At 71.6% G+C, this 24,581-nt stretch carries 25 protein-coding genes; 7 read left to right on the forward strand and 18 right to left on the reverse strand.

Annotated features, from left to right (window positions below; genetic code table 11):
• Positions 1-143: 143 nt before the first annotated feature.
• Positions 144-605 carry a DUF3237 domain-containing protein gene (locus ACZ60B_RS32275; protein WP_469393276.1) on the reverse strand — a complete coding sequence of 154 codons (462 nt, stop codon included), beginning with the start codon at positions 603-605 and terminating at the stop codon, positions 144-146.
• A 225-nt stretch (positions 606-830) separates the two neighbouring features.
• Here ACZ60B_RS32275 and ACZ60B_RS32280 point away from each other — a divergent pair, with 225 nt between their 5' ends.
• On the forward strand, positions 831-2,477 hold the full coding sequence (locus tag ACZ60B_RS32280) for an ABC transporter substrate-binding protein (RefSeq protein ID WP_469393278.1): 1,647 nt from the start codon (positions 831-833) through the stop codon (positions 2,475-2,477).
• Positions 2,478-2,562: 85 nt separating this feature from the next.
• On the opposite strand, the gene ACZ60B_RS32285 is transcribed toward ACZ60B_RS32280, so the two are convergent.
• From ACZ60B_RS32285 to ACZ60B_RS32305, 5 genes are read right to left on the reverse strand one after another with little or no spacing between them, the layout of a single operon-like run.
• On the reverse strand, positions 2,563-3,345 hold the full coding sequence (locus ACZ60B_RS32285) for an ABC transporter ATP-binding protein (protein WP_469393280.1): 783 nt from the start codon (positions 3,343-3,345) through the stop codon (positions 2,563-2,565).
• On the reverse strand, positions 3,338-4,333 hold the full coding sequence (locus ACZ60B_RS32290; RefSeq protein ID WP_469393282.1) for an ABC transporter ATP-binding protein: 996 nt from the start codon (positions 4,331-4,333) through the stop codon (positions 3,338-3,340). Before ACZ60B_RS32290 ends, ACZ60B_RS32285 begins: the two co-directional genes overlap by 8 nt.
• Positions 4,330-5,202 (reverse strand): ABC transporter permease, encoded by an 873-nt coding sequence (locus ACZ60B_RS32295; RefSeq protein WP_469393284.1) that lies wholly within the window; start codon positions 5,200-5,202, stop codon positions 4,330-4,332. The genes ACZ60B_RS32290 and ACZ60B_RS32295 overlap by 4 nt, the downstream gene beginning before the upstream one ends.
• Positions 5,199-6,149, reverse strand: a complete 951-nt coding sequence (locus ACZ60B_RS32300; RefSeq protein ID WP_469393286.1) for an ABC transporter permease — start codon at positions 6,147-6,149, stop codon at positions 5,199-5,201. Before ACZ60B_RS32300 ends, ACZ60B_RS32295 begins: the two co-directional genes overlap by 4 nt.
• The gene (locus ACZ60B_RS32305; protein ID WP_469393288.1) at positions 6,146-7,834 is read right to left on the reverse strand and encodes a CocE/NonD family hydrolase; all 1,689 of its coding nucleotides are present in this window, start codon (positions 7,832-7,834) and stop codon (positions 6,146-6,148) included. Before ACZ60B_RS32305 ends, ACZ60B_RS32300 begins: the two co-directional genes overlap by 4 nt.
• A gap of 101 nt (positions 7,835-7,935) precedes the next feature.
• Between ACZ60B_RS32305 and ACZ60B_RS32310 the strand changes: the two genes are divergently transcribed.
• Entirely contained in the window at positions 7,936-8,502 is a 567-nt protein-coding gene (locus ACZ60B_RS32310) for a TetR/AcrR family transcriptional regulator (RefSeq protein ID WP_469393290.1), read from the forward strand.
• 226 nt (positions 8,503-8,728) lie between these two features.
• On the forward strand, positions 8,729-8,929 hold the full coding sequence (locus ACZ60B_RS32315) for a hypothetical protein (RefSeq protein ID WP_469393292.1): 201 nt from the start codon (positions 8,729-8,731) through the stop codon (positions 8,927-8,929).
• 33 nt (positions 8,930-8,962) lie between these two features.
• On the opposite strand, the gene ACZ60B_RS32320 is transcribed toward ACZ60B_RS32315, so the two are convergent.
• The 7 genes from ACZ60B_RS32320 to ACZ60B_RS32350 all read right to left on the reverse strand — a co-directional run bounded on the left by ACZ60B_RS32320 (position 8,963) and on the right by ACZ60B_RS32350 (position 14,784).
• On the reverse strand, positions 8,963-10,459 hold the full coding sequence (locus ACZ60B_RS32320; protein WP_469393294.1) for an FGGY-family carbohydrate kinase: 1,497 nt from the start codon (positions 10,457-10,459) through the stop codon (positions 8,963-8,965).
• 43 nt (positions 10,460-10,502) lie between these two features.
• Positions 10,503-11,198, reverse strand: coding sequence for a type 1 glutamine amidotransferase domain-containing protein (locus ACZ60B_RS32325; protein ID WP_469393296.1), 696 nt, complete (start codon positions 11,196-11,198; stop codon positions 10,503-10,505).
• Between the two features lie 344 nt (positions 11,199-11,542).
• Positions 11,543-11,929 (reverse strand): GntR family transcriptional regulator, encoded by a 387-nt coding sequence (locus ACZ60B_RS32330; RefSeq protein WP_469393299.1) that lies wholly within the window; start codon positions 11,927-11,929, stop codon positions 11,543-11,545.
• Positions 11,922-12,713, reverse strand: coding sequence for a hypothetical protein (locus tag ACZ60B_RS32335; protein ID WP_469393301.1), 792 nt, complete (start codon positions 12,711-12,713; stop codon positions 11,922-11,924). The genes ACZ60B_RS32330 and ACZ60B_RS32335 overlap by 8 nt, the downstream gene beginning before the upstream one ends.
• A 151-nt stretch (positions 12,714-12,864) precedes the next feature.
• Positions 12,865-13,983, reverse strand: coding sequence for a pyrroloquinoline quinone biosynthesis protein PqqE (pqqE, locus tag ACZ60B_RS32340; protein ID WP_469393303.1), 1,119 nt, complete (start codon positions 13,981-13,983; stop codon positions 12,865-12,867).
• Entirely contained in the window at positions 13,980-14,243 is a 264-nt protein-coding gene (gene pqqD / locus ACZ60B_RS32345) for a pyrroloquinoline quinone biosynthesis peptide chaperone PqqD (protein ID WP_469393306.1), read from the reverse strand. The genes pqqE and pqqD overlap by 4 nt, the downstream gene beginning before the upstream one ends.
• Complete coding sequence (locus ACZ60B_RS32350) at positions 14,236-14,784, reverse strand: thiaminase II/PqqC family protein (protein ID WP_469393308.1); 549 nt, start codon at positions 14,782-14,784, stop codon at positions 14,236-14,238. The genes pqqD and ACZ60B_RS32350 overlap by 8 nt, the downstream gene beginning before the upstream one ends.
• On the opposite strand from ACZ60B_RS32350, the gene ACZ60B_RS32355 reads away from it, so the two are divergent.
• Positions 14,759-15,067 carry an ABC transporter ATP-binding protein C-terminal domain-containing protein gene (locus ACZ60B_RS32355; RefSeq protein ID WP_469393310.1) on the forward strand — a complete coding sequence of 103 codons (309 nt, stop codon included), beginning with the start codon at positions 14,759-14,761 and terminating at the stop codon, positions 15,065-15,067. The two genes, ACZ60B_RS32350 and ACZ60B_RS32355, sit on opposite strands and share 26 nt — an antisense overlap.
• Positions 15,064-15,798, forward strand: a complete 735-nt coding sequence (locus ACZ60B_RS32360; RefSeq protein ID WP_469393312.1) for an ABC transporter ATP-binding protein — start codon at positions 15,064-15,066, stop codon at positions 15,796-15,798. Before ACZ60B_RS32355 ends, ACZ60B_RS32360 begins: the two co-directional genes overlap by 4 nt.
• Before the next feature lie 107 nt (positions 15,799-15,905).
• Here ACZ60B_RS32360 and ACZ60B_RS32365 read toward each other — a convergent pair whose 3' ends face one another.
• From ACZ60B_RS32365 to ACZ60B_RS32375, 3 genes are all read right to left on the reverse strand, one after another.
• Positions 15,906-17,651: a D-glucuronyl C5-epimerase family protein gene (locus ACZ60B_RS32365; protein ID WP_469393313.1), complete on the reverse strand. Its 1,746-nt coding sequence runs from the start codon at positions 17,649-17,651 to the stop codon at positions 15,906-15,908.
• A gap of 559 nt (positions 17,652-18,210) precedes the next feature.
• Complete coding sequence (locus ACZ60B_RS32370) at positions 18,211-18,741, reverse strand: hypothetical protein (RefSeq protein ID WP_469393315.1); 531 nt, start codon at positions 18,739-18,741, stop codon at positions 18,211-18,213.
• Positions 18,738-19,037 carry an Ada metal-binding domain-containing protein gene (locus tag ACZ60B_RS32375; RefSeq protein ID WP_469393317.1) on the reverse strand — a complete coding sequence of 100 codons (300 nt, stop codon included), beginning with the start codon at positions 19,035-19,037 and terminating at the stop codon, positions 18,738-18,740. Before ACZ60B_RS32375 ends, ACZ60B_RS32370 begins: the two co-directional genes overlap by 4 nt.
• 221 nt (positions 19,038-19,258) lie before the next feature.
• Here ACZ60B_RS32375 and ACZ60B_RS32380 point away from each other — a divergent pair, with 221 nt between their 5' ends.
• Together ACZ60B_RS32380 and metF are read left to right on the forward strand one after the other, a co-directional pair.
• Complete coding sequence (locus ACZ60B_RS32380) at positions 19,259-20,242, forward strand: carbohydrate kinase family protein (RefSeq protein ID WP_469393319.1); 984 nt, start codon at positions 19,259-19,261, stop codon at positions 20,240-20,242.
• Positions 20,243-20,288: 46 nt separating this feature from the next.
• Positions 20,289-21,188 (forward strand): methylenetetrahydrofolate reductase [NAD(P)H], encoded by a 900-nt coding sequence (gene metF / locus ACZ60B_RS32385; protein ID WP_469393322.1) that lies wholly within the window; start codon positions 20,289-20,291, stop codon positions 21,186-21,188.
• Between the two features lie 6 nt (positions 21,189-21,194).
• Here metF and ACZ60B_RS32390 read toward each other — a convergent pair whose 3' ends face one another.
• Both ACZ60B_RS32390 and ACZ60B_RS32395 read right to left on the reverse strand, forming a co-directional pair.
• Positions 21,195-22,706 (reverse strand): FAD-dependent oxidoreductase, encoded by a 1,512-nt coding sequence (locus tag ACZ60B_RS32390; RefSeq protein WP_469393324.1) that lies wholly within the window; start codon positions 22,704-22,706, stop codon positions 21,195-21,197.
• A 100-nt stretch (positions 22,707-22,806) separates the two neighbouring features.
• The gene (locus ACZ60B_RS32395; protein ID WP_469393326.1) at positions 22,807-24,459 is read right to left on the reverse strand and encodes an FAD-binding oxidoreductase; all 1,653 of its coding nucleotides are present in this window, start codon (positions 24,457-24,459) and stop codon (positions 22,807-22,809) included.
• Positions 24,460-24,581 lie beyond the last annotated feature (122 nt).

The raw sequence follows: 24,581 nt of genomic DNA on the forward strand, positions 1-24,581 counted from the left end.
CTCAAACTCAACGATGTGTCATTTTTATGTGGTGGGGTTGTTTTTTTTTTCGGGGTTTTTCTGTTTCTTTTTCGGGGGGGCGCGCGGCGGGGGGGGGGGGGGGGGGGCCCGGCCCCGGGGCCCCCCCCCCCACGGCAGGACCGTCAGCCGAGCGCGTACACGCGGATGACGACGGCGTTGTCGCCGTCCGGGCGGGCCAGTCCGACGAAGACCGTCTCCGCGAGCCAGCGATGGGCCGGGGCGTCCGTACGGAAGACCGGCGAGGTGCGGTAGTAGTGGCCGGCCTCGGAGACCCGCAGGTCACCGTCGAACCGGTCGGGAGCTTCCGCCTTCGGGCGGTAGTAGCCGCGATTGACGATGTCGATCACGGCGCCGTCCTCCGCCCGGAGCAGATAGCGGGCCTCCAGCTCGCACACCTCCCCCCGCGTGCTGCTCCAGTCCCCGCCGCCGGGCAGGACCTTTCCGCGCAGCCGGGGACCTTCCACACCGCCCCCGGTGATGGGGGTGAACTCGGTGACCTCGCCGTCGCCGTTGCCGATGTGCAGCGTGTCGGCCACCTCGGCGCGGATCTCGAAGGCGAAGTCGAGGGCGGGAGTGAAGGACATCAGGGTTCTCCGCTTCTTCGGTGGGAGGCGGCGCGGCGGGCCGGACATCCGATCCGCGAGAGGGCCGCCCCTCGCTCTTGACGCGTCAGCTCACCAGATGCAAGCGTGACATGCAACAACGTTATATGACGTTCGTTTACGACGTCTCGTCGGCGTGCCTCACTCCGCCCCCCATGTCGAGCGTCCCCCGCTTCTCCTCACCCCTCTCGGCAAGGAGCATCAGCTATGGCTGCGAAGAAGACGGTGCTGACTGTGCTCACGAGCGTGGGACTGCTGGCCGCCACGGCCTGCACCAGCTCGGCGAACGGAAGCGACAGCGCCCCCGCCAAGGAGCGGCTGACCACCACCACGGCCCCCGGCACCGCCGAGGTCGACCGCGTGACCTGGGCCCTGCCCTACGGTGAGCCGACGACCCTCGACCCGGCCAAGGTGGGCGACTACTCACCGCAGACGGTGGAGGCGAACCTCTGCGACACCCTCACGCGGATGAACTCCGACTTCTCCCTGAGCCCCGGGCTCGCCGGGAAGGTCACCTGGAGCGACAACAGCACCCTGGTGCTCGACCTCCGCTCCGACGTCACCTTCTGGGACGGCTCGGCCATGACGCCCGACGACGTGGTCTACAGCCTGGAACGCCAGCGCGACCCCAGGACCCAGGCCCTGTACGGGAACTACCTGGCCGCCGTGACCTCGATCAAGGCCACCGGCCCCCACCAGGTGACCCTGCGGACCAAGGGCTACGACCAGACGCTCCCCAAGGCGCTGTCCACCTCGTTCGGCGCGGTCAGCCAGAAGGCGTACACCGCGAAGGCCGGCTCGGCCTACGGAACGGCCAAGGGCGGTCTGATGTGTACGGGGCCGTTCAAGCCGGCCTCGTGGAGGTCCGGCACCGGCATCACCCTGGAGCGCAACGACGCGTACTGGGACACCGGTCTCAAGCCCAAGGCGAAGCAGATCGAGTTCAAGTTCATCACCGACAACAACTCGCTCACCAGCGCCCTGCTGTCCGGTGAGGTGGACGGCACCTACGAACTGCCGCCCAGCAGCGCCACCGCGCTCGCCAGGTCCGACAGCGGCGCCGTCCACCTCGGCCCGTCGACCCAGAACGTGCTGCTGATACCGGGCAACGCCGACACACCTGCGGCCGACCGCAAGCTGCTGGACGCGCTGTCCCTGGTCGTCGACCGCGAGGCGCTGATCAAGAACGTCTTCGGCGGTGCCGGCACCACCCTGAAGTCCCTCGTCCCGCCGCTCACCTGGCACGGCGACCAGGCCGCCGCCCGGTACGACGCCGCCTACGCGGCCCTGCCCGGCGTCCCGAAGCCGGACCTGGAGAAGGCGAAGAAGCTGGTCGCCCGGGCCGGAGCCCCATCGCGTCCGCTGGTGGCGGCCATCCCCGCCGGTGACCAGCGTTCGCTCCAGGCCCTCACGTTCATCCAGGCCGCGGCCAAGAAGATCGGCGTCGACATCACGATCAAGCAGCTCCAGCCCACCGAGATGTCCTCGCTCTTCTACGACCCCTCGGTCCGCAAGGGACTCGACCTCGTCCTCACCTTCGGGTACGTCACCATGCCCGACCCGGCGTCCTACGTGGCCGAGAGCGTGACCCCGCGCGGCATCTTCAACTGGACGAACTACGACGATCCCGAGGTGACCGAGCTGCTCGACCAGGCCCGCACCGCCACCGACCCGACGGCGTCGGCCACGGCGTACGGCAAGGCCCAGGCCCTGTTCACGCCCACCACCCCGGCGGTGTTCCTGGCCACCACGTACGAGCGGATGTACATGAACAAGCGCATCAGCGGCGCGCCGGCCTCCTTCGCGTACATGGGTATGCCGTGGGCCGCCCACCTGGGCGGCACCGGGAAGTGACCAGCCGCCCTTGAGCCAGGAGACGCAGGAAATCCCCCTCCCGCACGAGGAGGGGGATTTCTTGCGTGGGCGGCGCGGCAGGGCGTCAGGCGGCGTCCGTGTCACCCCTCCTGCGCGGCTTCCAGCCCGGCTTGGGGACGGAGGCGACGAGGCGCTGGGTGTAGGGGGCCTGCGGATCGTCGAGGACGGTCGCGACCGGGCCCTGCTCGATGACTCGGCCCGCCCTCATCACCAGGACGTCCTCGCTGATGTGCCGGACGGCGCCGAGGTCGTGGGTGATGAACAGCAACGCCGTCCCGGTCTCCGCACGGAGGCGGGACAGCAGGGCGAGGATCTGCGCCTGGATGGACACGTCCAGCGCGGCGACGGCCTCGTCCAGGATCAGGACTCGCGGTTCGGCGGCCAGCGCGCGGGCGATGGCGACGCGCTGACGCTGGCCGCCGGAGAGCGCCTTCGGCAGCGAACGTGCCTGCCGGTCGTCCAGACCGACCAGGTCGAGCAGCTCGGCCACCCTGGCGCGGCGCCGGTCGGCGGGCAGGTCATGGTGGAGCGCGACCGCCTCGGCGACGGCGTCGCCGACGCGCTGGTGGCGGTCGAGGGAGGAGTAGGGGTCCTGGAAGACCAGCTGGATCTGCCGGCCGCGGGCGCGGCGCTCGCGCGACCGCCCGGGTCCGCGCTCGTCGCCCGCGACGACGATGTGTCCGCCGCTCGGCGCCTCCAGGCCGGCGATCAGGCGGGCGGTGGTCGTCTTGCCCGATCCTGATTCGCCGACGATCGCCAGCGACCCCTGCTCGGGGAGCGAGAACGTCACGTCGTCCACGGCGACGAAGTCACCGAACTCCTTGCGGAGGTTGCGTACCTCAAGCATGACTGCCGGTCTCCTCGGGGGTGAGCGGGTGAGGGAAGTGGCAGGCCGCGGTGCCGTCCGCGGCGGAACCCGGTTCCGGGCGGTCGCTGCGGCACAGGTCCTGGGCGTGGGGACATCGGTCGCTGAAGGCGCATCCGTCGGGGACCTCGAAGCCGGACAGCGGTCTGCCGGGGATCGGGCGGAGTTCCGCTCCGGGGTCGGAGACCGAGGGACGGGAGGCGAGCAGGGCACGCGTGTAGGGGTGGGAGGCGCGCCCGCGCAGACGCTCGGCGGGGAGTTCCTCCACGGTCGTGCCCGCGTACATCACCGCGACCCGGTCGCACACGGCGGCCGCCAGGTCCAGGTCGTGGGTGATGAACAGCAGGGCGAGTCCGCGCGCCGCACGGGCCTCTCCGATGATGGCCATCACCTCTTCCTGGGTGGTCACGTCGAGGGCCGTGGTCGGTTCGTCGGCGAGCAGCAGACGCGGTTCGGCGGCGAGCGCGGCGGCGATCATGACGCGTTGGAGCAGCCCGCCCGAGAGTTCGTGGGGCCGTTGGCGCATGCGCCGGTCGGCATCGGGGATGCCGACCTCGCGCAGGATCGTGGTGACCTTCCTGGTCGCCTCGGCCGCCGGGACGCCGCGTGCGGTGGTCAGTCCCTCGATCAGGAAGTCGCCGATGCCGCGGGCGGGGTTGATGTGGGCCCGGGGGTCCTGGAACACCATGGCGACCTCGCTCGCCCGGAAGGCGCGCAGCCGCTCGGGCTTCATCCGCGGGACGGACTCGTCCGCGAAGAGGACCTCTCCGCGGACGCGGGCGCTCCGCGGCAGCAGGCCGAGGACGGAGCGGGCCGTCAGGGACTTGCCGGAACCGGACTCCCCCACCAGGGCGACGGCCGCTCCCTCGGGGACGGCGACGTCGACGCGGTGGACGACCGTACGCGGTTCTCCGTCGACGGGCAGGTCGATGCCGAGCGCGTCGATGCGGAGCAGGGGTGCTGTGCTCATGCGTTCTCTCCGAGCAGCCGTCGGGACAGGCCCGTGCCCAGCAGGTTGAAGGCGACGACGACGATCAGGATGGCGATGCCCGCGTACAGCGACTGCTGGGGCCGGCCGGAGAGGATGGAGGGGGCTCCGTTGGACACCATCAGCCCCCATTCCGGGTCCGGGGGCCGGCTGCCGAGGCCGAGGAAGGAGATCGCGGCGACGTCGAGGAGGGCGTAGCCGAATCCGATGGTGGCCTGGACCAGGACCAGGGGCAGCAGGTTCGGCAGCAGATGCCGGATCCAGATGCGGGCGGTGGGCGCGCCGAGGAGCTGGAGCGCCGATACGTAGGGCAGGTTGCGCTCCTTGATCGCGGCGGATCGTACGACGCGGGTGATCAGGGGGAGGTAGGCGATCGACAGGGCGACGATCGGCGCGGTGAGGCCGGCGCCGAAGACGGCGGCGACGAGGACGGCCATGATGAGGCCGGGGAAGCCGAAGACGATGTCCAGGGCGGCCGAGACCGACCGGTCCAGCCATCCCCCGGACCACGCGGCCGCCAGCGCGAGGAGGGTGCCGAGCACGGTGGACACGACGACGACCACGGCGGGGGCGGCGAGGCTGACGCGGGTGCCGGCCATCAGCCGGGACAGCAGGTCGCGTCCGGTGTCGTCCGTGCCCAGCAGGTGCGTGGCGGACGGTGCGGCGTAGACGTTCACGGGGTCGACGGCGTTCGGGTCGTGCGGGGCGAGCAGCGGTCCGAACACGGCGAGCAGCACGAACAGGACGACGACCCATCCCGCGCCGAGGGTCAGCCGGTCACGCGGACGGGTGCGCTTCGTCCTCGTCCGGCCGGTGCCGGTGGTCGTACCGGTGAGCGGGGCGGTGGTCATGAGGTCCCCTTCTGCGCGGCGCGGGGGTCCAGCGCGGCGCTGATCAGGTCGACGGCGGTGTTGATGACGACGAACACGACCACGAAGATCAGTGAGACGGCCTGGACGACGGCCATGTCCTGCTTGGAGGCGGCCTCGATCATGAGGGCTCCGAGCCCTCCGGTGCCGAAGGCCTGCTCGGCGACGGCCGCGGTCGCGATGATCCCGGCGATACCGACGCCGGAGACGGCGAAGACGGGTCCCGAGGCGTTGTGCAGCACGTGCCGGCGGATCACCGTGCGCTCGGGTACGCCCCTGCTGCGGGCGGTCTCCACGTGCTCCGAGCGCAGCTCCGCGCGGACGGCGGTCCGGGTCACCTGGGCGACGTAGCCGATCCAGGTCATCGCGAGCGCGACGGCGGGCAGCGTCAGGTGGCTGATGGTGCCGGTGAAGCCCTCGCCGGAGCCGTAGACGGGGAACCACGGGAGCCGGACGGCGAAGAGCCAGATGAGCAGGACCGCCATGACGAAGGTGGGGACCGCCATCGCCCCGGCGGTGACGGTCGTGGCGATGGTCTCCGTGCGGCCGCCGCGCAGCGCGGCGACGGTGCCGATGGCGGTGCCCGCGGCGAGGACGAGCACGGAGGCGTAGACGACGAGTGCGAGGGTGGTGCCGGCGCGGTCGCCGATGAGGTCGGCGACCGAGTCGCGGTAGACGAGGGATTTTCCGAAGTCGCCCTGGAGGCAGTTGCCGAGCCAGTGCCAGTAGCCCTGGATGAAGGGGTCGTCCAGGTGGTATTCGCGGTGGATCCGTGCCAGGACGGCGGGGTCGGGATTGCGGCTGCCCCCGACGAGCAGGGTGGCGGGGTCGCCCGGGGTGAGGAACATGGCGCCGTAGACGGCCAGGCTGGAGACGAACACCGTCACTACGAGCGTCCCGAGCCGCGTGACGGCGAAGCGCGGGCTCATCGCGCGTCACCGCCCTCGGCGCTCCCGGGCAGGACGGTCAGGCTCAGACGGGAGGGACGGGAGGCGCCGGTCCACAGTGTCTGGCGGCTCGCCCTGGGCGAGGTCGTCAGCCACGGGCTCTCCAGCGAGCCGGAGTTGGGCAGGTGGTTCGGGAAGTCGCTGCCCGCGATCATCAGGGCGAGGCGGTGGCCCGGACGCACCCGGTAACCGGTGTGTCCGAGGGCGATCCGCACCTCTCCGGGCGCGTCGGCCTGGGCGCAGCCCCGTACGATCAGGCGCGCGGTGCCGTCGGGTGCCAGGTCGAGGAGCCGCACGAACACGTCGAACGTGGGCGCCGAGCTCCGGACGTGCAGCACCGCGTGGACGGGCCCCGCGAGGTCGAGCGGATGCCCGGCGGCGGGAGCCGTGAACACGAGGACGTCGTCGCGGTCGAGGGTGCGGCGTTCGTCGACGTGGTCGCGCAGTTGCAGGAAGGTGTCGGCCGCGGCGGACGGCACGAGGTCGTCGGGGTCGTAGCGCCACTCGGCCGTTTCCGTCGGGTCGGCCGGGCGGGGTGCGAGCGTTCCGCCGGGGACCGCACCGGCCGCGGCAACCGGGTCGGCCAGGTACAGCTCGGTCGCCGTGGCTTCGGGCGGCGGCCAGGTGGCTGCGGTGTGCCAGTTCCCGTGGCCGAGCTTCCAGCGGACCCGGGGCAGCGAATCGGGGTGGGCGACGCCCTTGAGGAAGACGTCGAAGAACTCGATCGCGGGGCCGGTGTGGAAATCCAGCATGCGCTCGAGCGCGGCGTCGCCGGCCAGATGGTCGGTGGCGGGGGTCGCCGGGGCGTCCTCCAGGAAGTAGTTCTCGTGGTCGATCGTGTCGGCGACGAGGTACTGCACGGCCGCCCACCCGGGGCGCTCGGCCAGCTCCGTGTAGTCGCGCATATGGGCGATGCCGAGGTTGTCGAACCAGCCGACGCAGTGCAGCACCGGCACGGGACGGGCGTCGTAGGGGTGCGGTCCGTTGTACGGGTCGAGGGGGATGCCGCCGACGATGAGGTCGAAGCCCGCCGAGCGCTTGCCGATCGCGTCGAACGCCTCCTCGTAGGCGGCGACGACGGGTCGTCCGGTGAGGTCGACGTCGAACTCGTGGATGTCGTTGTCCGTCCACACCTGCGCCTGGTACGTGGTTCCCTCCAGCCACAGGGGCTGCCGTCCGGAGCCGGAGTCGTAGGTGGCGATCCCGGGGGCGTTCGACGTGCACGTCACCCGGGGGACGATGGCGCGCAGGGCGGGGTGCTGACTGGAGACCGCGGACCACTGGGTGAATCCGTAGTAGGAGTCGCCGAACATGCCCACGACCCCGTCGGACCACGGCTGGCGGGTGATCCACTCCAGGGTGTCGTAGCCGTCGTCGACCTCTCCGGTCCAACCGAGCGTCCTGCCCTGGGAGCGGAACTTGCCGCGGACGTCCTGGACCACCACCACGTAACCGCGGGCCGTGAACCGCTTCGCGATCCTGTCGAAGAAGACGTAGCGGCTGTTCTTGTCGTACGGCAGCCGGGCCAGCACCGCCGGCGCCGGCTCCCCCGTGTCCGCGGCGTACACGTCGGTGGCCAGCAGCACTCCGTCGCGCATCCGCACCATGTGCTGGTGCGCCTGCGGCGGGACGGGCTGCGGGGTGACGCGCTGGACGGCAAGGCTCATACGGCCCTCCAGGGAAGCGAATCTTTAAGAAACGTTGTGATATAACAGCGTTACATTACATGGTGTTCTACGTCAACCCGCCTCTGAGCTAGGTTTCTTCCATGCCGATCGACGTCGACGAAGTCCAGCGCCGCAAGGCAATCGCCCAGGCGACCCTCGCGGTCGCCGCCCGTGACGGGGCGCACGCCATCACCATCCGCGCCGTCGCCAAGGAGCTCGGCGGCTCCACGGCCATGGTCACCAACTACGTGCCCACCAGGACGGCCCTGATCACCAACGCCGTCCGCGCGGCGGAGTCCCGGTGGCGGGCCGACCTGGAGTCCCACGTGGGCGACCGGACGGGTGCGGACCGGCTGCGCGCCACCGTGGAGTGGCACCTCAGCACGGAGCCCGAGGACCTGCTCCTGCGCACGATGTGGGTCGAGATGCTCTCCTCGGCGCACGTCGACCCGGCCGGGGTCGACCGGCAGGAACCTCGCGAGTCCCGCCGGGAGTTCCTCGACGCCGCCCTCGCCGCGGGAGTGCCCGACGCGGCCCTCGCCGCCGACGTCCTCTCGCTGCTGACCCGCGGTTACTACGTCTCCTCCATGGAGGAGCCCGGCTACTGGACGGCCGAGCGGGCGGCCCGCGTCGCCAAGGCCGTGGTGGACGCCCTCGTCGACGACTGAGGGCGGGCGCGTCCCGGGTGCACAAGTCACCGAACGAGTCGGCGGACTACAGTGGGAGCGTGGGCCGAGAACCCACGGGCCATCGGCAACCCCGCCGGAGAAGCACGACGGTTCGCACGATGCCGGGCCCGCCACGCGTAGGTACGAGTGGCTTTCCACCGGGCCGTCGCGACGCTCCGGCGAACATCACGACACGGACCCGACCCACCGGTCAGCGAGGCCGATCATGAGCGATCAGTTCCCGACCCCGTCCCAGGCAGAGGGCGAACGCGACGACGAGGCGGAAGCCGGCCGTCCCGACATCCCCCGGACTACTCCCTCCCAGGCGGAAGGCGAGGACACGGAGAACGAGCAGAGCACGCAGGTCGCGGAACCGGGCCATGAAGAGGGGCCCGGCCCGGTGCGCCGAGAGGACATCGGAGGCTGACGGCGGGCCGCGGCCTCCACCGGTGAGGACGGTTCACCGACCGGCCTGTTTTCGCTGCATGTCGGCGAGATCGTGCACGATGTCCCTCGTGGCGGGGTAGAGCGCGGTGTACGACGCGTACAGGCGGTCGTACGTCCCACGGGTGTGCGCCCGGGGCCGCACGGTCGTCTCGGTGACCGCCCAGTCCGTGTCCGGCGGTACGAGTCCGAGCCCGACCGCGCAGAGCAGGGCGTCGCCGTAGCAGGCTCCGATGGTCTGCGCCGGTACCTGCTGCTCCCGGCCGGTGACGTCGCTGACGATCTGCGTCCACAGTCCGCCCTTCGTGCCGCCCCCGACCGCGACGACGCGCCGGACCGGGTCGTCGGGGTCTTCCAGGAGGTCGAGGATCTGGCGGACGCCGAACGCGATGCCCTCGTAGGCGGCGCGGAAGAGGTGGCCGCGCGTGTGCCGCAGCGTGAGGCCCGCCACCACGCCTCTGGCCCGCGGGTCGAGGACCGGGGTCCGCTCACCGGCGAAGTACGGGAGCATCAGCAGGCCGTCCGAACCGGGCGGCACGGCTTCGGCCTCGGCGGCCAGGGTGTCGAAGGACTCTCCTCCGGTGACCTCCTGGAGCCACCGCGTCAGGGACCCCGAGGTGGACATGCCCGCGGCGATGGTGCGCCGGCCCGGCTCCACTCCGGCCGTGGTCCACAGTTTCGGGTGGGTCCGGTAGGCGCCCAGGATCTGGACGAAGAACAGGGTGGAGCCGTACATGAGCATGAGGTCGCCCGGGTGCCGTACGCCGGCGGAATGGGCCTCGGCCCAGGCGTCGACGGTGCCGGCGGACACGGGTGTGCCGACCGGGATCCCGGTCGCCTCCGACGCCTTGCGCGTCACCGTTCCCACGACCTCGTGGGGGTGGACGAGCCGGGGCGTCTCCAGGTGGCCCGCGATGTCCGGGAGCCAGTCCTGCGCCCAGGATCCGGCGTGGATGTCGTACAGCGGATCGCACTGGCTGGCCGTGTGGTGGTCGAGTACGTAGGCCCCGGTGAGCTTGGCGGCCACGTAGGAGTGGGAGTTGTACCACCTCGTTCCGCGCGCCCATTCCCGTGGCTCGTTGCGCCGCATCCACAGCATCTTCGGGCCGACGGCCTGCGTGCTGAGCGCCTTGCCGCAGCGCTTGAGGACGGTGTCGGCGCCGAGCCGCTCGGTGAGGTCGCGGATCTCCCGCTCGGCCCGACCGTCGATGCCGTAGAGAATGGCCGGTCGCACGGGCTCCCCGGCGCTGTCGCAGACCAGCAGGCAGGGACCGACGCCGCTGACGCAGAGTCCGGCCAGGGCCTGCGCGCCGATCCGGCCCGTCAGTTCACGGGCCACCGCGGTGAAGTCGTCCCACCAGACGGCGGTGGCGTCCACTTCCGCCCAGGACGGTCTCGGCAACGACATGGAGTGATGGCGCACGGCTGTCGCCACCACCGCCCCGTCCAGGGTGGTGAGCACGCCCTTGGTGCCGGCGGTGCCGATGTCGACGCCCAGCACGAGTTCGCTCATGTGCCTCGGCCGGGAGGCACGAGCGCGACCCACCCGGGCCGCCCTACTTGAGGAGCTCCAGCAGGCGATCGGCCAGAGTCGCCGCGGAGTGGGGGTTCTGCCCGGTGATGAGGTTGCGGTCCTCCACCATGTACGGCTCCCACATGGGGCCGCGGCTGTATTCGACGCCTATCCCTTCCTTCAGCACGTCCTCCAGCAACCACGGCGCCTTGGGCGCCAGCCCCACGGCCTCCTCCTCGTCGTTGGTGAAGCCCGTGACGCGATAGCCCTTGAAGGGCGATTCGCCGTGGATCCTGGTGGCCAGGAGCGCGGCAGGGGCGTGGCACACGATGGCCAACGGCTTGCCCGAGGCGAGCTGCGCCGTCAGCAGCCGACCGGCGTCGGCGTCGTACGCCAGGTCGGACATCGGGCCGTGACCGCCGGGCAGGTAGACCGCGTCGTAATCCTCCAGACGGACGTCCGACAGTTTCAGCGGCCGGCGCATCACCTCCGCGGAGCGGATGATCGCCTCCAGTTCCAGGGCCCCCTCCTCGCCGCCGGCCATCGCCGGGCGCAGGCTCATCATGTCGACGTTCGGGGTCACACCGCCCGGTGTCGCGACCACGACCTCGTGACCGGCTTCCGTGATCGCTCTGTAGGGCATCGCGAATTCCTCAGCCCAGTAGCCGGTGGCGTGCCGGGTGCCGTCCTTGAGCACCCAGTACGTCGCACCGCTCACGATGAAGAGCACCCTCGCCATCGTCCTCCGCCTCCTCGTCTCCCGCTCGGCCTGTCGGGACCTCGACCGCATTGCCGGTGGATCCGTCTCGCGCCGGACCCGGCGCGACGAATCGGACGCCGAGCCCGCGGACAGGGCGTCCGTGGTGACGACGAGGTGGGATGCCTGCAACACGTGAACGACGCACCCACGGCTGTCGACGCGTCCGGGGCGAGGCGTCCGAGCACCGCACCGGAGGCAGCCGGTCTTTCCAGACTATGCGCGACAGGCGCCGGGCGCATGCCGCGGACGGAGTCGCTGCGATCGGGGTCGGGCGGATCGTGGACCGTGGCGAGCCGTGGATCCCCGAAGCGTTCGACAGCCGTCTAGGAACGCTCCGGGCCCAGAGCCTCGCGGACTGCGGCCAGGATGGCCTCGGTGTCGGCACCCAGCGCGCGGGCGGCGGAGGTGAAATCGCGTGCGAGAGTGGCGAGTTGAGAGGTGTAGGGGCGGGCCGGGCCGGCCGGGGGCGCCGCGACCCGGGAGCCCGCCCCGCGACGGGTCCGGATCAGTTCGGCGGCCTCCAGCTCGCGGTAGGCGCGGGCCACGGTGCCCGGTGCGAGGCCGAGGTCCATGGCCAACTGGCGCACGGTCGGCAGCCGGTCGCCCTCGGCCAGCAGTCCGGTGACGATCAGCGCGCCGAGCTGGGCGCGGATCTGCGCGTACGGCGGTACCTGGCTGGTGGTGTCGACGCGGATGGCGGGCTCATTCATGGTCGGGAGACTCCCCCGCCGCGTCGTCGTTGACGGACCGGGGGACCACCAGGGTGGCCAGGGACCAGACAACGGTGAACAGGTTCAGCAGGGCCAGCGGGTAGAACACCCAGAAGGTGAGCGCGCCCATCGCACCGGCGCAGCCGGTCTCCGTCAGCGAGACGGAGACCATCAGTACGGCGTACAGCTGCTGGCTCGACACCAGCAGGCCCCAGGCCCCGGTCACCGCCCACGCGCGGTCGCGGCGCTGTTGCTCACCGCCCGGTCCGTGGGCGATGCGGCGCAGGGCCCACACGCAGGTGGGAGTGGCGACGGCGAGCGCGCCGAAGATCGGGAGGCTGTAGTACAGGCCGGGCCAGGGGCCCAGGGGTGCCAGCATCCCGTTGCAGGTGACGGTGACGACCTTCCCCGTGCTGAAGACGTGGCCGGCGTCGATGGAGGCCGTGGCCGCCGCGATCGCCAGCAGCACGGTGAGCGAGACCCCCTGGAGGGCGATCAGGGGGCCCATGCGCGGTGGTACGTGGTCTCTGACCAGGCGTGGGGCCAGAGTCGCGGTGCGCACCGCGTCCTGGGGGACCAGGGTCAGCGCGTCGGCGAGAAGGACGCCCGCCACCGCGCACAGGCCGAAGGCCGTGATGCAGAACACGACGCGCTGCTCGAACTCGATGTGCGTCAGTGTGGACAGCGCCTGGGCGACGACGATGCCGATGGCCAGGCCGGACCAGCGGGCGTAGTGGTCGGCGTGATCGAGTACGCGGCGCTGGAGCGGGGCGGTGTCGAGCATGGAGATCCCCTCAGATCATCTTGTACCAAGCGGCGAGTACAAGATGCCGTAGGCGGTATCTTGTGTCAAACACCCAATACAAGATGATGAGTGAGCGTCAACTCAGCACGGATCGGAGGCAGTTCCGAGGGCGACCGTCCTCGCCGCGGCCTCACGGCACGTGCCGGTCGGTGCGTTCCCGGAGCCGGGCCGGTGTCGTGGGGCGGCGGGGAATGAGCGGGGGCGGGGTGCCGGGGCGGGTGAGAGCGATCAGAGCGTCGTGGTCCGGGGACAGTGAACAGGCGGGGTCGGTACGGGCCGCGTCGCCGGTGAGGGCGAATGCCTGGCAGCGGCACCCTCCGAAGTCCTCGGTCCGGCGTTCGCAGCCGCGGCAGGGGTCCGGCATCCAGTCGGTGCCGCGGTAGGCGTTGAAGGCGGGTGACTCCTCCCAGATCCAATGCAGCGGCCGGTCGGCGGCGTTGGGCGCGTCCAGTGCGGTCAGTGCTGCCGCCGCCGGGCAGGGAAGGGTGGTCCCGTCCGGCGCGACGGTCAGGGACACCGCGCCCCAGCCTCCCATGCAGGGTTTGGGTGTGCCGGAGAAGTAGTCGGGAACCACCCAGGTGATCTCCAGGGTGCCGCGCAGGCGTTTCCGCCAGGCCTCCACCTGTCGTGCGGCGGCGGCCAGTTGCTCACGGGCGGGCATGAGAGCGGCTCGGTTGAGCAGACCCCAGCCGTAGAACTGCGTGTTGGCCAGCTCGATGCGGTCCGCCTTCCAGGCCACGGCGAGTTCGATCAGGGCGTCCAGGGCGTCGAGGTTGTGCCGGTGCAGCACGACGTTGACGCCCAGCGGCAGACCGCGTTCCTTGACGAGCGCGGCGGCCTGCCCTTTGGCGGCGAAGGCGGGGTGGCCGGCGAGTTCGTCGGACCGGCGTGGGTCGGCGTGCTGGACGGACAGCTGGACGCTGTGCAGCCCGGCGTCCACCAGGGCGTCCAGTCGTTCGGCCGACAGACCTGCTCCACTGGTGACCAACTGGGTGTACAGGCCCGCCTCGGCCGCGGAGCGGGTGATCTGCTCGAGGTCCTTGCGCAGCAGGGGTTCGCCGCCGGAGAGGTGGGTGTGCAGGACGCCCAGTTCTGTCGCCTGGCGGAAGAGGTCGGCCCACTGATCGGCTGTCAGTTCCTGGGACCGGCGGGTCAGTTCCAGGGGGTTCGAGCAGTAGGCGCAGTGCAGCGGGCAGGCGTGGGTGAGCTCGGCCAGCAGTGCCCAGGGTGGTGGGGTGGGAGCCGTCATCGCAGGCAGCCTTCTGTGTGGAGCTTGTCCAGGAACGAGACCACGTCGCCGCGGATGTCCGCGGCACGGTCCGGCGCGAGGAGAGTGACGATCTCGTCGACGGTGCGGGTGCCGTCGACGAGATCGAGTACGGCCCGGCCGCAGCCGTGCAGGACGACGACGCGTTCGGGCAGGAGCATGACGTCGGCGTCGCGCACGGTGTCATGGCGCAGGAGGGCGGCGGCCGCGAGGCGGGGGCGCCAGCCGGCTGTGTCAGGCATGGCGGTGGTCCTGACGCTCGGCGGCCCCTTGCACGCTGTCGAGCAGGCTCCACAGGACGTCGCACTTGAAGGACAGCGCGGCCAGCGCCTGTTCCTGCTGTTCGGTGGTACGGGCCCACTCGCGTACCCAGCCCAGGGCCTCGCTGCCGTCGCGGCGGCCCTGGGGGACGCGGCCCCGGAAGTAGGCCAGAGCGGTGGACTCGATCCAGGGGTAGTGGACGGGGAACGTCTCCAGGCGGGTCAGCATGATCGACGGGGCGCAGAGTTCGGTCAGGGACGAGGCGACGGATTCCAGGACGCCGGCGTTGCGGCAGAAGTTGACGTAGCCGTCCACGGCGAGCCGGACGCCGGGCAGCAGACGGCGCTGGTCGAGCAGTTCCTCGCGTCGGAGGCCGACGGCGTCGCCGAGCCGGAGCCATCTCTCGATGCCGCCGTCCCCGTCGGTGTGTCCGTCGTGGTCCTGGATGCGTCGCAGCCAGGAGCGGCGTTGCGCGGCAAGGGGCAGCTTGCTGAGGATGAGAGAACCGGCCGCCGGCCTCAACGGCGAGGAGGTGCAACAGCTCATCCGTATCGTCCGCTCCATCAGGGACAGCGGCACCACCGTGATCCTCATCGAGCACAACATGGGCCTGGTCATGTCGCTGTGCGAGAAGGTCACCGTCCTGTCCAGCGGCACGGTCATCGCGGAGGGCACCCCTCGGCAGGTGGTGACCGCACCGGAGGTCATCGAGGCCTGTCTCGGCGAATCCGACCTGGCCGGGCTCGGCATGGACACTTCCCAGGCGGCCTGCCCGCCCGACCGTGCGAGGGAGGCGACCTCGTGAAGGTCATCGCGGGCGACACCGCGGAGTGCCTGAGTGTGCGGGACCTGAGCGTGCACTACGGCGGGGTCCGGGCCGTCAGCTCCATCGGCTTCAGCGTCGAACCGGGCCAGTCCGTCGGCATCATCGGGGCCAACGGCGCCGGCAAGACCTCCACCCTCAAGGCGCTGATGGGACTGGTCCCGCGCAGCGGCGGCACCATCCGCCTCGGCGACAGGGACCTCACCCGGGTCAGGGCCCGCGACATGGTGCGTCACGGGATCGGCTACGTCCCCGAGGGCCGCCATGTCTTTCCCGGGCTGCCCGTCGAGAAGAATCTCCTGCTGGGCGCCTACTCCCGGGCCTGGGACGGCGGGACCCACCGGCAACTGGAGGAGATCTACACCCTCTTCCCCGTGCTGAAGGAGATGCGCGAGCGGCTGGCCGGGGCGCTCTCCGGCGGGCAGCAGCAGATGCTCGCCATCGGCCGCGCCCTGATGACCCGGCCGCGTCTGCTGGTGCTGGACGAACCGTCCATGGGCCTGTCGCCGAAGCTCGTCGGCACCATCCTCGACGTGCTGCTGCGGCTGCGCGAGGAAGGGCTGAGCCTGCTCCTGGTGGAGCAGAACGCCAAGCTCACCTTCGGGGTGACCAGCCACTGCATCGTCATGGAGAACGGCCGGGTCGCCATGCGCGGCACCTCCGCGCAGCTCAGCCACGACCCGCGGGTGCGGGAGGTGTACCTGGGTCTGTGAACACCACCGCGCGTCGCCCCACCGGTCCGCGTGGCCGTCGCCGGTACCCGGCGGACGCCGGGTACCGGCCCTCCGCCGGACGGTGCTCCGTCCGGCGGAGGGTGCGGTCACACGCCGTCGGTGGTGACGTTGTTGTGCCAGACCCAGTAGCCGGTGAGTGAACCGGCGCTGATGCGGAGCATGTTGCGGCCGTTGATGGTGGCGCGCTGGTCGAAGGGCGCGTTGGAGGGGTGGTCCCACTGGACGGTCTTGGTGGTGCCCACGGCGCCGTCGGTGCCGTACTTGAAGACGTCGACGGGGGTGTCGGCGGGGAAGGTGAGGGTGCGGGCGGGGATGTAGGTCTTGGTCCACCACTGGCCGCGCAGGAAGGAGGTGGTGTAGTTCTCGCCGACCCACCAGCCGGTGTAGGCGCCGGCGCCGATGCGGTAGTAGACGCCCCGGCCGTGGATGCGGCGGCGCATGGTGGCGGGGGCGGAGGTGTCGCGGGTGAAGGTGACCTGCTGGGTGGCGGTCTGGGCGTCGTCCTTGGCGGGGTCGTAGGCGCCCGTGGAGGTGGTCGCGTACTGGTAGAGGGTGTAGGTGCCGGCCGCGAAAGCGACCGTGCCGCCGTTGGGCAGGTCGTCGGAGACCAGGCCCGGGTAGGGGTAGTCGTCCAGGAGCTGGTCCATGTCGCGGGCGAAGGTGTAGTGCCCGGAGAACCACTGGAGCTGCATGAACAGGTCGAGGTGATGGTGGTGGTAGGACAGCGGGGCGAGGCGGTGGGTGTTGCAGTAGTAGGAGACCCAGCGGGTGTTGCGCAGCCGGGGGTAGTAGTTGGCGATCGTGGTCAGGCCGCCGTCCCACAGCTTCAGCGCGAGTTCGTTGTGGGTGTGCTGGTAGTAGTCCCACAGCCCGAACAGGGCGAAGATCATCCCGTTGAAGGTGTAGTCCGAGGTGCCGGGCGCGTCGATGGGGTACTCCTGGATCCAGAAGAAACCCGCGCTGTCCTTGTTGACCACCCACGGCTTGGCGTCGTCGGCGCGCAGCAGTGAGGCGAACGCTCCGTCGGCCGCCGCCAGGTACTGGGCGCGCTCCTCCTCGGTGATCTCGGTCAGCTGGGCGAGCTGGATGAACAGGGAGATCGCCTCTCCCTGGGCCATGCCGGAGTACCAGGGGGCGGTGTAGACGAGTCCGCCGTGCTCGTTGTGCGTGTAGTTGAACGGGTAGGGGAAGTACCAGGCGCCGCGCTGCTCGACGCGCCGGTCGATCTGCCGCTGGGCCTGGGCCTTGGCGCGGGTGAGGAACCACGTGTCGCCGGTGGTGCGGTAGGAGGCGAGGCAGCCCAGGCCGTACTGGATCTGCGTCACGGGGTGGTCGTAGAGCTTGCCGTCGCCGTTGATGAAGACGTCGGGGTCGTTGTAGAACATGCGGACGCCCTGGGCGTCGACGTAGGCGCCGGTGTCGCCCTTGGCGGCGGGCCGGTTGCGCCAGGGGCGCAGCCCCTCGGGCACGTCGACGATGGTGTAGCCGGTGGTGGCGAACTCGAACGGCAGCGTGGTGGGCACGTCGTCCGCGGCCGTCTGCGGGTCGACCGTCCCTACCGCGTAGGGGATCCGTCTGGACGGGGGCGTGATCGTGCCGCCGGTGAACTGCTCGGGCGCGGGGCCCAGCGTGGTGGTCGGTGCGGGGGTGCGCGGCAGGCTGAGCACCTGGGACATGGGGATGCCCGTGCCGGGAGTGGGGGTCGGGCTCGCCAGGACGTCGGCGGACGCGGCGGCCGCGCTGCCTCCCACGGCGAGGGCGCCGAGCGCGGTACCGCCGGTGAGGCGCATGAACTGACGGCGGCCGACATCGGTACGTCGTTGATCTGTCACGTGTAACTCCACTGCGAGAAGGGATGGTTGCCGATGACAAGAGGGAGCCCCGAGGCCGTGGCGACACCGGTGAACGGCGTCTGCGGCCCCGGCGGAGAACGCGGACCGGCCTATCGGTCGCAGTCGACCTGCAGACGGGTGTCGAGTGCGGTGCCGGCGTTCCCGACATCCAGCGGCGACCATGGTGACGAAGTGTCAAATGCCTTACTTGCGCGGGGAGTTACCACAGAACTGAACAACGGCAGGGCGACAGCGGGCGTCACTCTCGGCATGCTGCCGCGCAGGGTGGATCTCACCGTCGGTTACCCCCCAAGGTCCGTTCGCGCATGATCATTTACGTCGATCGGCGCCCCGCGGGCAAGCCATTAACGGTCCGCGACCGAGGCGATTGATGGCGAGATGACCCGGCATGAACGAACCGCACCCGAAGCTTTACAAAATCTTGACTTCTGATTGCGCGGAGTTGTCGGAATCCACAACTGCCGGGAAACGCACCGTCCTCGAAACAGCTCACGGCGTGATCAGGACTGCGCCCGGGGCGAGCGGCGACGACCGGCCCTCACCCGCCGTCGGACTCCACCAGCCAGCCCCAGCTGATCGTCCACACCCTGCCGTCCGCCGTCGCGCCGCGCATCCCGTCCAGCACCCCCGGACCCGCCGCGGTCACCAGACGCGAATCGCCCGCGGCCGCGAAGCCGAACGTGCGGCCCGGGTCCCAGTCGGTGCTGTGCCGCAGCCGACGGCTCATCTGGACCCAGCCGGCCGACGCCGCGGCCACCACCCAGGCGTCCGGCGCCGGACGGGTCAGCCGACGGGCCTGACGCAGCCATGAGGCGGCGTCCTCCGGCCAGTCCACCACCGCGGCGAGATGTCCGCCGCTCCCTTGCCAGGCGTCGGCGAACGCGGAGGCGGCGTCCTTCGACGCGGCGTCCCGGCCGTGCCCCAGCGCGATGCCGCCGCCGCGGAATCCGCAGTCCTCCAACAGGACCAGCAGCCGCGCGAGTTCACGGTCGGTGTGCGGCCGGGCGACGGGCCGGGGCGCGTAGTCGGCGAGGGCGGGCGACGCCAGCCGGGGAGAGGGCTCGCTCATGACGGCTCCCCCTTGCGCCACGCCCGGTGGCGCTCGGGCAGGCAGACCGCGCACGGCCGGTATCCGGCGGCGACGGCGGTCGCCTCGTCCGCGAAGAAGACCCGATGGCGCACGTAGTTCCCGCGGGCGATGTGCCGCAGGGCGGAGGGGCAGTCCAGGCGTCCGTAGATCCGTCCCCGTCGGTAGCCGCCGAACCGGCCGGCCACGGCGCTTCGGCAGGGCCGCCCGTCGCCGCCGATCAGCGTGTACCCGGCAGGCGCCGACGCCGCCGTGTCATCGACCCGTCGTCTGTCCACGAAAGCACTCTGCATCTTTCTCGGGTGGTCGTGCCAGCGGTATCCGGACGTCGACCTCACGGCCGGCTCCGGGTGACCTCGACCGGCGCTTCAGCGGCGCGCGGCAGACTTGCGTGCCGGACAGTCCCCAGCCGCCGGGGCTCGGCCCCGGCGTCCCCGCGACCCGGCCGCCGGACCCCGGGCCGCACCCCTCGCCCCCGGGTTCAAGGAGAGAGACCGTCGTGCGAATCGCCGTGACCGGCTCGATAGCCACCGACCATCTGATGTCCTTCCCCGGTCGGTTCACCGACCAACTGATCGCCGACCGGCTGGAGCAGGTGTCCCTCTCCTTCCTCGCCGACCGTCTCGACGTACGGCGCGGCGGTGTCGCCGCCAACATCGCCTTCGGACTCGCGCGGCTGGGGCTGGCACCGCGTCTGGTCGGCGCCGCGGGCGCCGACTTCGCCGAGTACGGGGCCTGGCTGCGCGCCGCCGGGGTGGACACGGACTCGGTCCGCATCAGCGAGACCCTGCACACCGCCCGCTTCGTGTGCACGACCGACGAGGCGCAGAACCAGATCGCCACCTTCTACGCCGGTGCCATGGCCGACGCCGCGAAGATCGACCTCGCCGCGGTGGCCGCCGACTGCGGCGGCTTCGACCTGGTGCTCGTCGGCGCCGACGCCCCGGAGGCGATGCTGCGGCACACCGAGACCGCCCGGCGTATCGGCGTCCGCCTGGCCGCCGATCCCTCGCAGCAGCTCGCCCGCCTGACCGGCACCCAGGCCCGGCAGCTCGTGGACCACGCGCAGCTGCTGTTCACCAACGAGTACGAGTCCGCCCTGTTGCAGGAGCGCACCGGCTGGAGCGAGCGGGACGTCCTGCAGCGCGTCGGTACGTGGATCACCACCCGGGGCGCGGAGGGCGTCTCCCTGGCGCGGTGCGGTCGGCCCCCTCTGGACGTGCCCGCCGTCGCCACCGCCAGGATCGCCGAACCGACGGGGGCGGGGGACGCGTTCCGCTCCGGATTCCTCGCCGGCCTGAGCTGGGACTGGCCCGAGGAACGGGCGGCGCAGCTCGGCTGCGCGCTGGCGTCGGTCGTGCTGGAGGCGGTCGGCACCCAGGAGTACAAGCTGCTCCCGGTGGATCTGATCGACCGGGTCGAGCGCGCGTACGGGCACGAGGCGGCCCGTGACATGGAGCCGCGTCTGGCGGCGCTGTCATGAGCGGGCTGCGCAAGGACCCGGCCGGCCTCGCCGCGGGAGGCCGGCCATGAGCTCCGTCCCCGAGGCGCTGGCGAGCGGCGTTCCCTCGTTCTCGTTCGAGTTCTTCCCTCCGAGGACCGGCCAGGGCGAGCGCACCCTGTGGAACGCCGTCCGCCGTGTCGAGTCCCTCTCCCCCACCTTCGTGTCCGTCACCTACGGCGCCGGGGGCTCGTCGCGCGAGCGGACCGTCGAGGTCACCCGGCGCATCGCCGCCGAGACCACCCTGCGGCCGGTCGCCCATCTGACGGCCGTCGGGCACTCGGTGGCCGAACTGCGGCACATCATCGGCCGGTACGCCGACGCGGGGATCAGGGACGTCCTGGTGCTGCGGGGTGATCCGCCCGGTGATCCGAACGGCCCCTGGACGCCGCATCCGGACGGTTTCACCCACGCCCGCGAACTGGTCGAACTGGTCCGCTCGCTCGGGGAGTTCACCGTCGGTGTGGCGGCCTTCCCCGAGATGCATCCACGCTCGCCGGACTGGGACAGCGACATCCGGCACTTCGTCGCCAAGTGCCGGGCGGGCGCCGACTACGCCGTCACCCAGATGTTCTTCCGGGTCGAGGACTACCTGCGGTTGCGCGACCGGGTGGCCGCGGCCGGCTGCGACATCCCGATCATCCCGGAGATCATGCCGGCCACCGACGTCCGTCAGATCCGCCGCTTCGCCGAACTGTCGCACGCGGCCTTCCCCGAGGACCTCGCCCACCGGCTCGACGGCGCCCGTGACGACGCCGCCGAGAGCCACCGGATCGGCGTGGAGCACGCCACCGCCATGGCCGCACGCCTTCTCGCCGAGGGCGCACCCGGCCTGCACTACATCACCCTCAACAAGTCGACCGCGGCTCTCGACATCCATCGCCAGGTCCTGGCGGCCCAGCTCGCAAGGAGCGCCCGGGCCCGCTGAGTTCGCCTACGCGGGATCCCCGAACCAGCACGCCAGCGCCCCGGCCAGGGCGTCCGCGTCCCCGGCGGCGCCCAGGGCCGACCAGGCGATGTATCCGTCGGGCCGTACCAGCACGGCGTCCGTGCCGATCTGCTCGGCCGCCGTCGCCGTCACCACGTTCACCCGGTGGCGCCAGGGATCGACGGCCTCGAGCAGGTCCTCCGAGCCGGTCAGCAGCAGCAACAACGGCCGTGCTCCGTGCAGGAGTTCGGCGAGGCTGGTGACCGATTCGCCGGTCTTCAGCAGCACGTCGGGGGCGAAGCGGCCGGCCAGCGGGTCGCCGGGGCCCCCGGTGTCGTACCGGACGTCGACACCGCTGATCATGCCGCCGAGGTACTGGTTGACGTCGTCGAAGTGCATCATGCGGGCGAACAGGGTGCGCAGCGAGTCCATGCGGGGGTCGGGGTCCATCAGGGCCACCTGGGCGCGCACGTTCTCCAGGACCGCCTCGGCGACGGGCGCGCGTTCGGTCTCGTAGGTGTCGAGGAGTCCGGGCGGCGCCCAGCCGTGCACCTCGGCGGCGAGTTTCCAGCCCAGGTTGACGGCGTCCTGGAGGCCGAGGTTGACGCCCTGGCCGCCGGCCGGGAAGTGGACGTGCGCCGCGTCGCCCGCCAGCAGGACCCTGCCGACCCGGTAGTGCTCGGCCTGGAGGGCGGCGTCGCCGAAGCGGCTGAGCCGGCTCGGTGAGTCCATCGGCACCGGATGGCCCGCGATCCGCTCCACCTCCGCCCGGAACTCCTCCAGGGTCACCGGCGCCTGCCGTTCCGGGTGCGGGCCGCGGAAGTCGTAGGTGCACACCCGGCTGCGCCCGAACAGGTTGAGCCACACCAGGGTCCAGCCCCGCGGGTTGCGCTGCCAGCCCTGCGGCGCCCGCGCCGGGTCCAGCAGCCGGACCTCCCCGATCAGGGCGCCGACGCGGGCGGGCGTGCCGGTGAACGGGATGCCGGTCAGCCGGCGCACGGCGCTGCGCGCGCCGTCGGCCCCGACCACCCAGGAGGCGCGCAGGGTGCCGGCCTCGGCGCCCCGGGAGTCGCGCAGGGTCAGGCGCACCGCGTCCGGTTCCTCGTGGAGGGCGACGAGTTCGCGGTCGCGCAGGACGCGCGCGCCGAGCCGTCCGGCCTCGGCCGCGAACACCTCCTGCGCGTACGCCTGCGGGCTGCCCACCATCACGGGACCCTCGGTGACGACACGGCCGAGGTCGAGGTCGAACATGCCGGAGAAGTGGAACGGTACGGGGCCGAGGCCCACCGGCGGGGCCGGTGGGCCGGGCTGCACCGCTTCGAGGAGTCCGCGCCGGTGCAGGGTCTGCGCGGTGCGGGCGTGCAGGGTCCCCGCCTTCGACTCACCGGTCGGCGCGGGCAGCTTCTCCAGGACGGTGACGCGCACCCCCAGCAGGGCCAACTCCCGGGCGAGCAGCGTGCCGACGGGCCCGCCGCCGACGACGGCGACGTCGGTGTCCACGGCTGGACTGTTCGGCATCGGGGCTCCCGCGGTGGTGGACGGCACGGTGGGCATCCGTGCGGATGCCGTACGTCAGGAGGAACACCGGCCCGCGCCGACGGGTTGCGCGTCGGTCGGCTCAGCTGCCCGGCAGCCGCACCGACTGCCGGTGCCGGAAGACGTCGCCGGGGTCGTACGCCTGCTTGACGCGCTGGAGCCGACCGTAGTTGCCCTTGTAGTACAGGTCGTGCCAGGGCGTGCCCGACCGGTTGAACTCCGGCGAACCGAGGTCGGCGTCGGGGTAGTTGACGTAGCAGCCGTCGGTGACGGCGCCGGGGACCGGAACGCCGCCGGTGTCGGCGTACATGTCGGCGTAGAACTCGCGCAGCCAGCGCACGCAGCCCGCCTCCTCGGCCGGGTCGTTCCACCAGATCATCCAGGCCAGCTTGTACGCGGCGTCCCGGTGGGCGCTGGCCGTGGCGTCCTGGGCGACGGCCGAGACCTGGCCGGCGAAGGAGCTGAGCATGACCGAGCCGGTGGGGTTGCCGAGGTCCGTGCGGGTCAGGTGGCGGTACAGCGCGGCCAGCTGGTCCGGCGGGAAACCGGCCTTCATGTAGGCCGACTTGAAGTCGCTCTTCTGGGTCGGGTCGTTGGTGGTGGGGTTGGCCGTGCCGAGGTAGCGGGCCGCCTGGAGCCAGGGCAGACGGCGCGGCACGGCCAGTTCCGGCAACGCGGTCAGCTCGCCCATCCGCGTGGTGACCGGTCCGTGCGCCACGGTGACGCCCTCACCGACCGCCGCGACGAACTCGTCGTGCAGCCGGGCCGCGCCGGGCACGCTCGCGTCGACGTGCGTGATCAGGCCCACGGCTCCGTTGGAGACGTGGTTGAGGGAGAGCAGGCTGCACACGGCGGTCGCCGGGTCGCCGGGGGCGGCATGCCGCACGTGCCAGTCCGCGTAGTTGCGCACCAGCCGGGTGAAGGACTTCTCGTCCAGGTCGGACCACTTCCAGGAGACGGCGCTGACCAGGACCTCCGGGGGCGGGGCCGGAAGCAGGCGGGCCGGGTCCGTGCCGCTCGCGCCGGGGCTGCGGAACCAGTAGCGGGTCACGACGCCGAAGTTGCCGCCGCCTCCGCCGGTGTGGGCCCACCACAGTTCCCGGTTCGGATCGTCGGCCTCGCGGGTGGCGACGACGGTGCGTACGGTGCCGTCGGCCTTCACCACCACGACCTCGGCCGCGTACAGATGGTCCACCACCAGGCCGAGCCGGCGGCACAGCAGTCCCCAGCCGCCGCCGCTGACGTGGCCGCCCGCCCCGACCTGGAAGCACATGCCTGCCGGCACGATGACGCCCCAGGTGCGGTACAGGCGCTCGTAGACGTCGAGGAGCTGGGCGCCGGGCTGCACCACGAAGGCGTTCATGGACGGGTCGAAGTCCACGTCCCGCATCGCCGACATGTCGATGACGGCCTGGACGTCGGGACTGAAGACGAAGTCCTCCCAGCAGTGACCGCCGCTGCGCACCGTGAGGCGCTTGCCCGCCCGGACCGCCTGCCGGACGGCGGTGGCGACCTGGGCGGTCGTGCGGGGCACGTAGACCGCCTCGGGCCTGCCGACGTAACGCTGGTTCCAGCCGCGCACGAGGTCCGGGTAGCGCGCGTCGCCCGGGGTGACGGTCACCAGCTCCTGCGGCTGGGCCACCGCCTGCCCTGCGGGCAGCAGCGCGCCGCCGCCGATCGCGGCGCTCGCCGCGATCACCTCCCGTCTGCTGACCCGTTGTCTGCCCTGCGTCATGGGACGTCCCCTCCCGTGGTGGCGTGCGGATCACACGCGGATGCCTCGACGCTAGGCATCCGTCGATCGTCGCCGCACTCCGCATCTTGCGGCGAGCTCGGCCGGGGAGCTCCCAGGCACCT

The sequence above is a fragment of the Streptomyces sp. NPDC104096 genome, from assembly GCF_055584385.1.

Bases quoted from the DNA above. Each gene is read 5' to 3' on its own strand.
- ACZ60B_RS32275 (WP_469393276.1), bottom strand. From the start codon at position 605: ATGTCCTTCACTCCCGCCCTCGACTTCGCCTTCGAGATCCGCGCCGAG.
- ACZ60B_RS32280 (WP_469393278.1), top strand. From the start codon at position 831: ATGGCTGCGAAGAAGACGGTGCTGACTGTGCTCACGAGCGTGGGACTG.
- ACZ60B_RS32285 (WP_469393280.1), bottom strand. From the start codon at position 3,345: ATGCTTGAGGTACGCAACCTCCGCAAGGAGTTCGGTGACTTCGTCGCC.
- ACZ60B_RS32290 (WP_469393282.1), bottom strand. From the start codon at position 4,333: ATGAGCACAGCACCCCTGCTCCGCATCGACGCGCTCGGCATCGACCTG.
- ACZ60B_RS32295 (WP_469393284.1), bottom strand. From the start codon at position 5,202: ATGACCACCGCCCCGCTCACCGGTACGACCACCGGCACCGGCCGGACG.
- ACZ60B_RS32300 (WP_469393286.1), bottom strand. From the start codon at position 6,149: ATGAGCCCGCGCTTCGCCGTCACGCGGCTCGGGACGCTCGTAGTGACG.
- ACZ60B_RS32305 (WP_469393288.1), bottom strand. From the start codon at position 7,834: ATGAGCCTTGCCGTCCAGCGCGTCACCCCGCAGCCCGTCCCGCCGCAG.
- ACZ60B_RS32310 (WP_469393290.1), top strand. From the start codon at position 7,936: ATGCCGATCGACGTCGACGAAGTCCAGCGCCGCAAGGCAATCGCCCAG.
- ACZ60B_RS32315 (WP_469393292.1), top strand. From the start codon at position 8,729: ATGAGCGATCAGTTCCCGACCCCGTCCCAGGCAGAGGGCGAACGCGAC.
- ACZ60B_RS32320 (WP_469393294.1), bottom strand. From the start codon at position 10,459: ATGAGCGAACTCGTGCTGGGCGTCGACATCGGCACCGCCGGCACCAAG.
- ACZ60B_RS32325 (WP_469393296.1), bottom strand. From the start codon at position 11,198: ATGGCGAGGGTGCTCTTCATCGTGAGCGGTGCGACGTACTGGGTGCTC.
- ACZ60B_RS32330 (WP_469393299.1), bottom strand. From the start codon at position 11,929: ATGAATGAGCCCGCCATCCGCGTCGACACCACCAGCCAGGTACCGCCG.
- ACZ60B_RS32335 (WP_469393301.1), bottom strand. From the start codon at position 12,713: ATGCTCGACACCGCCCCGCTCCAGCGCCGCGTACTCGATCACGCCGAC.
- pqqE (WP_469393303.1), bottom strand. From the start codon at position 13,983: ATGACGGCTCCCACCCCACCACCCTGGGCACTGCTGGCCGAGCTCACC.
- pqqD (WP_469393306.1), bottom strand. From the start codon at position 14,243: ATGCCTGACACAGCCGGCTGGCGCCCCCGCCTCGCGGCCGCCGCCCTC.
- ACZ60B_RS32355 (WP_469393310.1), top strand. From the start codon at position 14,759: ATGAGAGAACCGGCCGCCGGCCTCAACGGCGAGGAGGTGCAACAGCTC.
- ACZ60B_RS32370 (WP_469393315.1), bottom strand. From the start codon at position 18,741: ATGAGCGAGCCCTCTCCCCGGCTGGCGTCGCCCGCCCTCGCCGACTAC.
- metF (WP_469393322.1), top strand. From the start codon at position 20,289: ATGAGCTCCGTCCCCGAGGCGCTGGCGAGCGGCGTTCCCTCGTTCTCG.
- ACZ60B_RS32390 (WP_469393324.1), bottom strand. From the start codon at position 22,706: ATGCCGAACAGTCCAGCCGTGGACACCGACGTCGCCGTCGTCGGCGGC.
- ACZ60B_RS32395 (WP_469393326.1), bottom strand. From the start codon at position 24,459: ATGACGCAGGGCAGACAACGGGTCAGCAGACGGGAGGTGATCGCGGCG.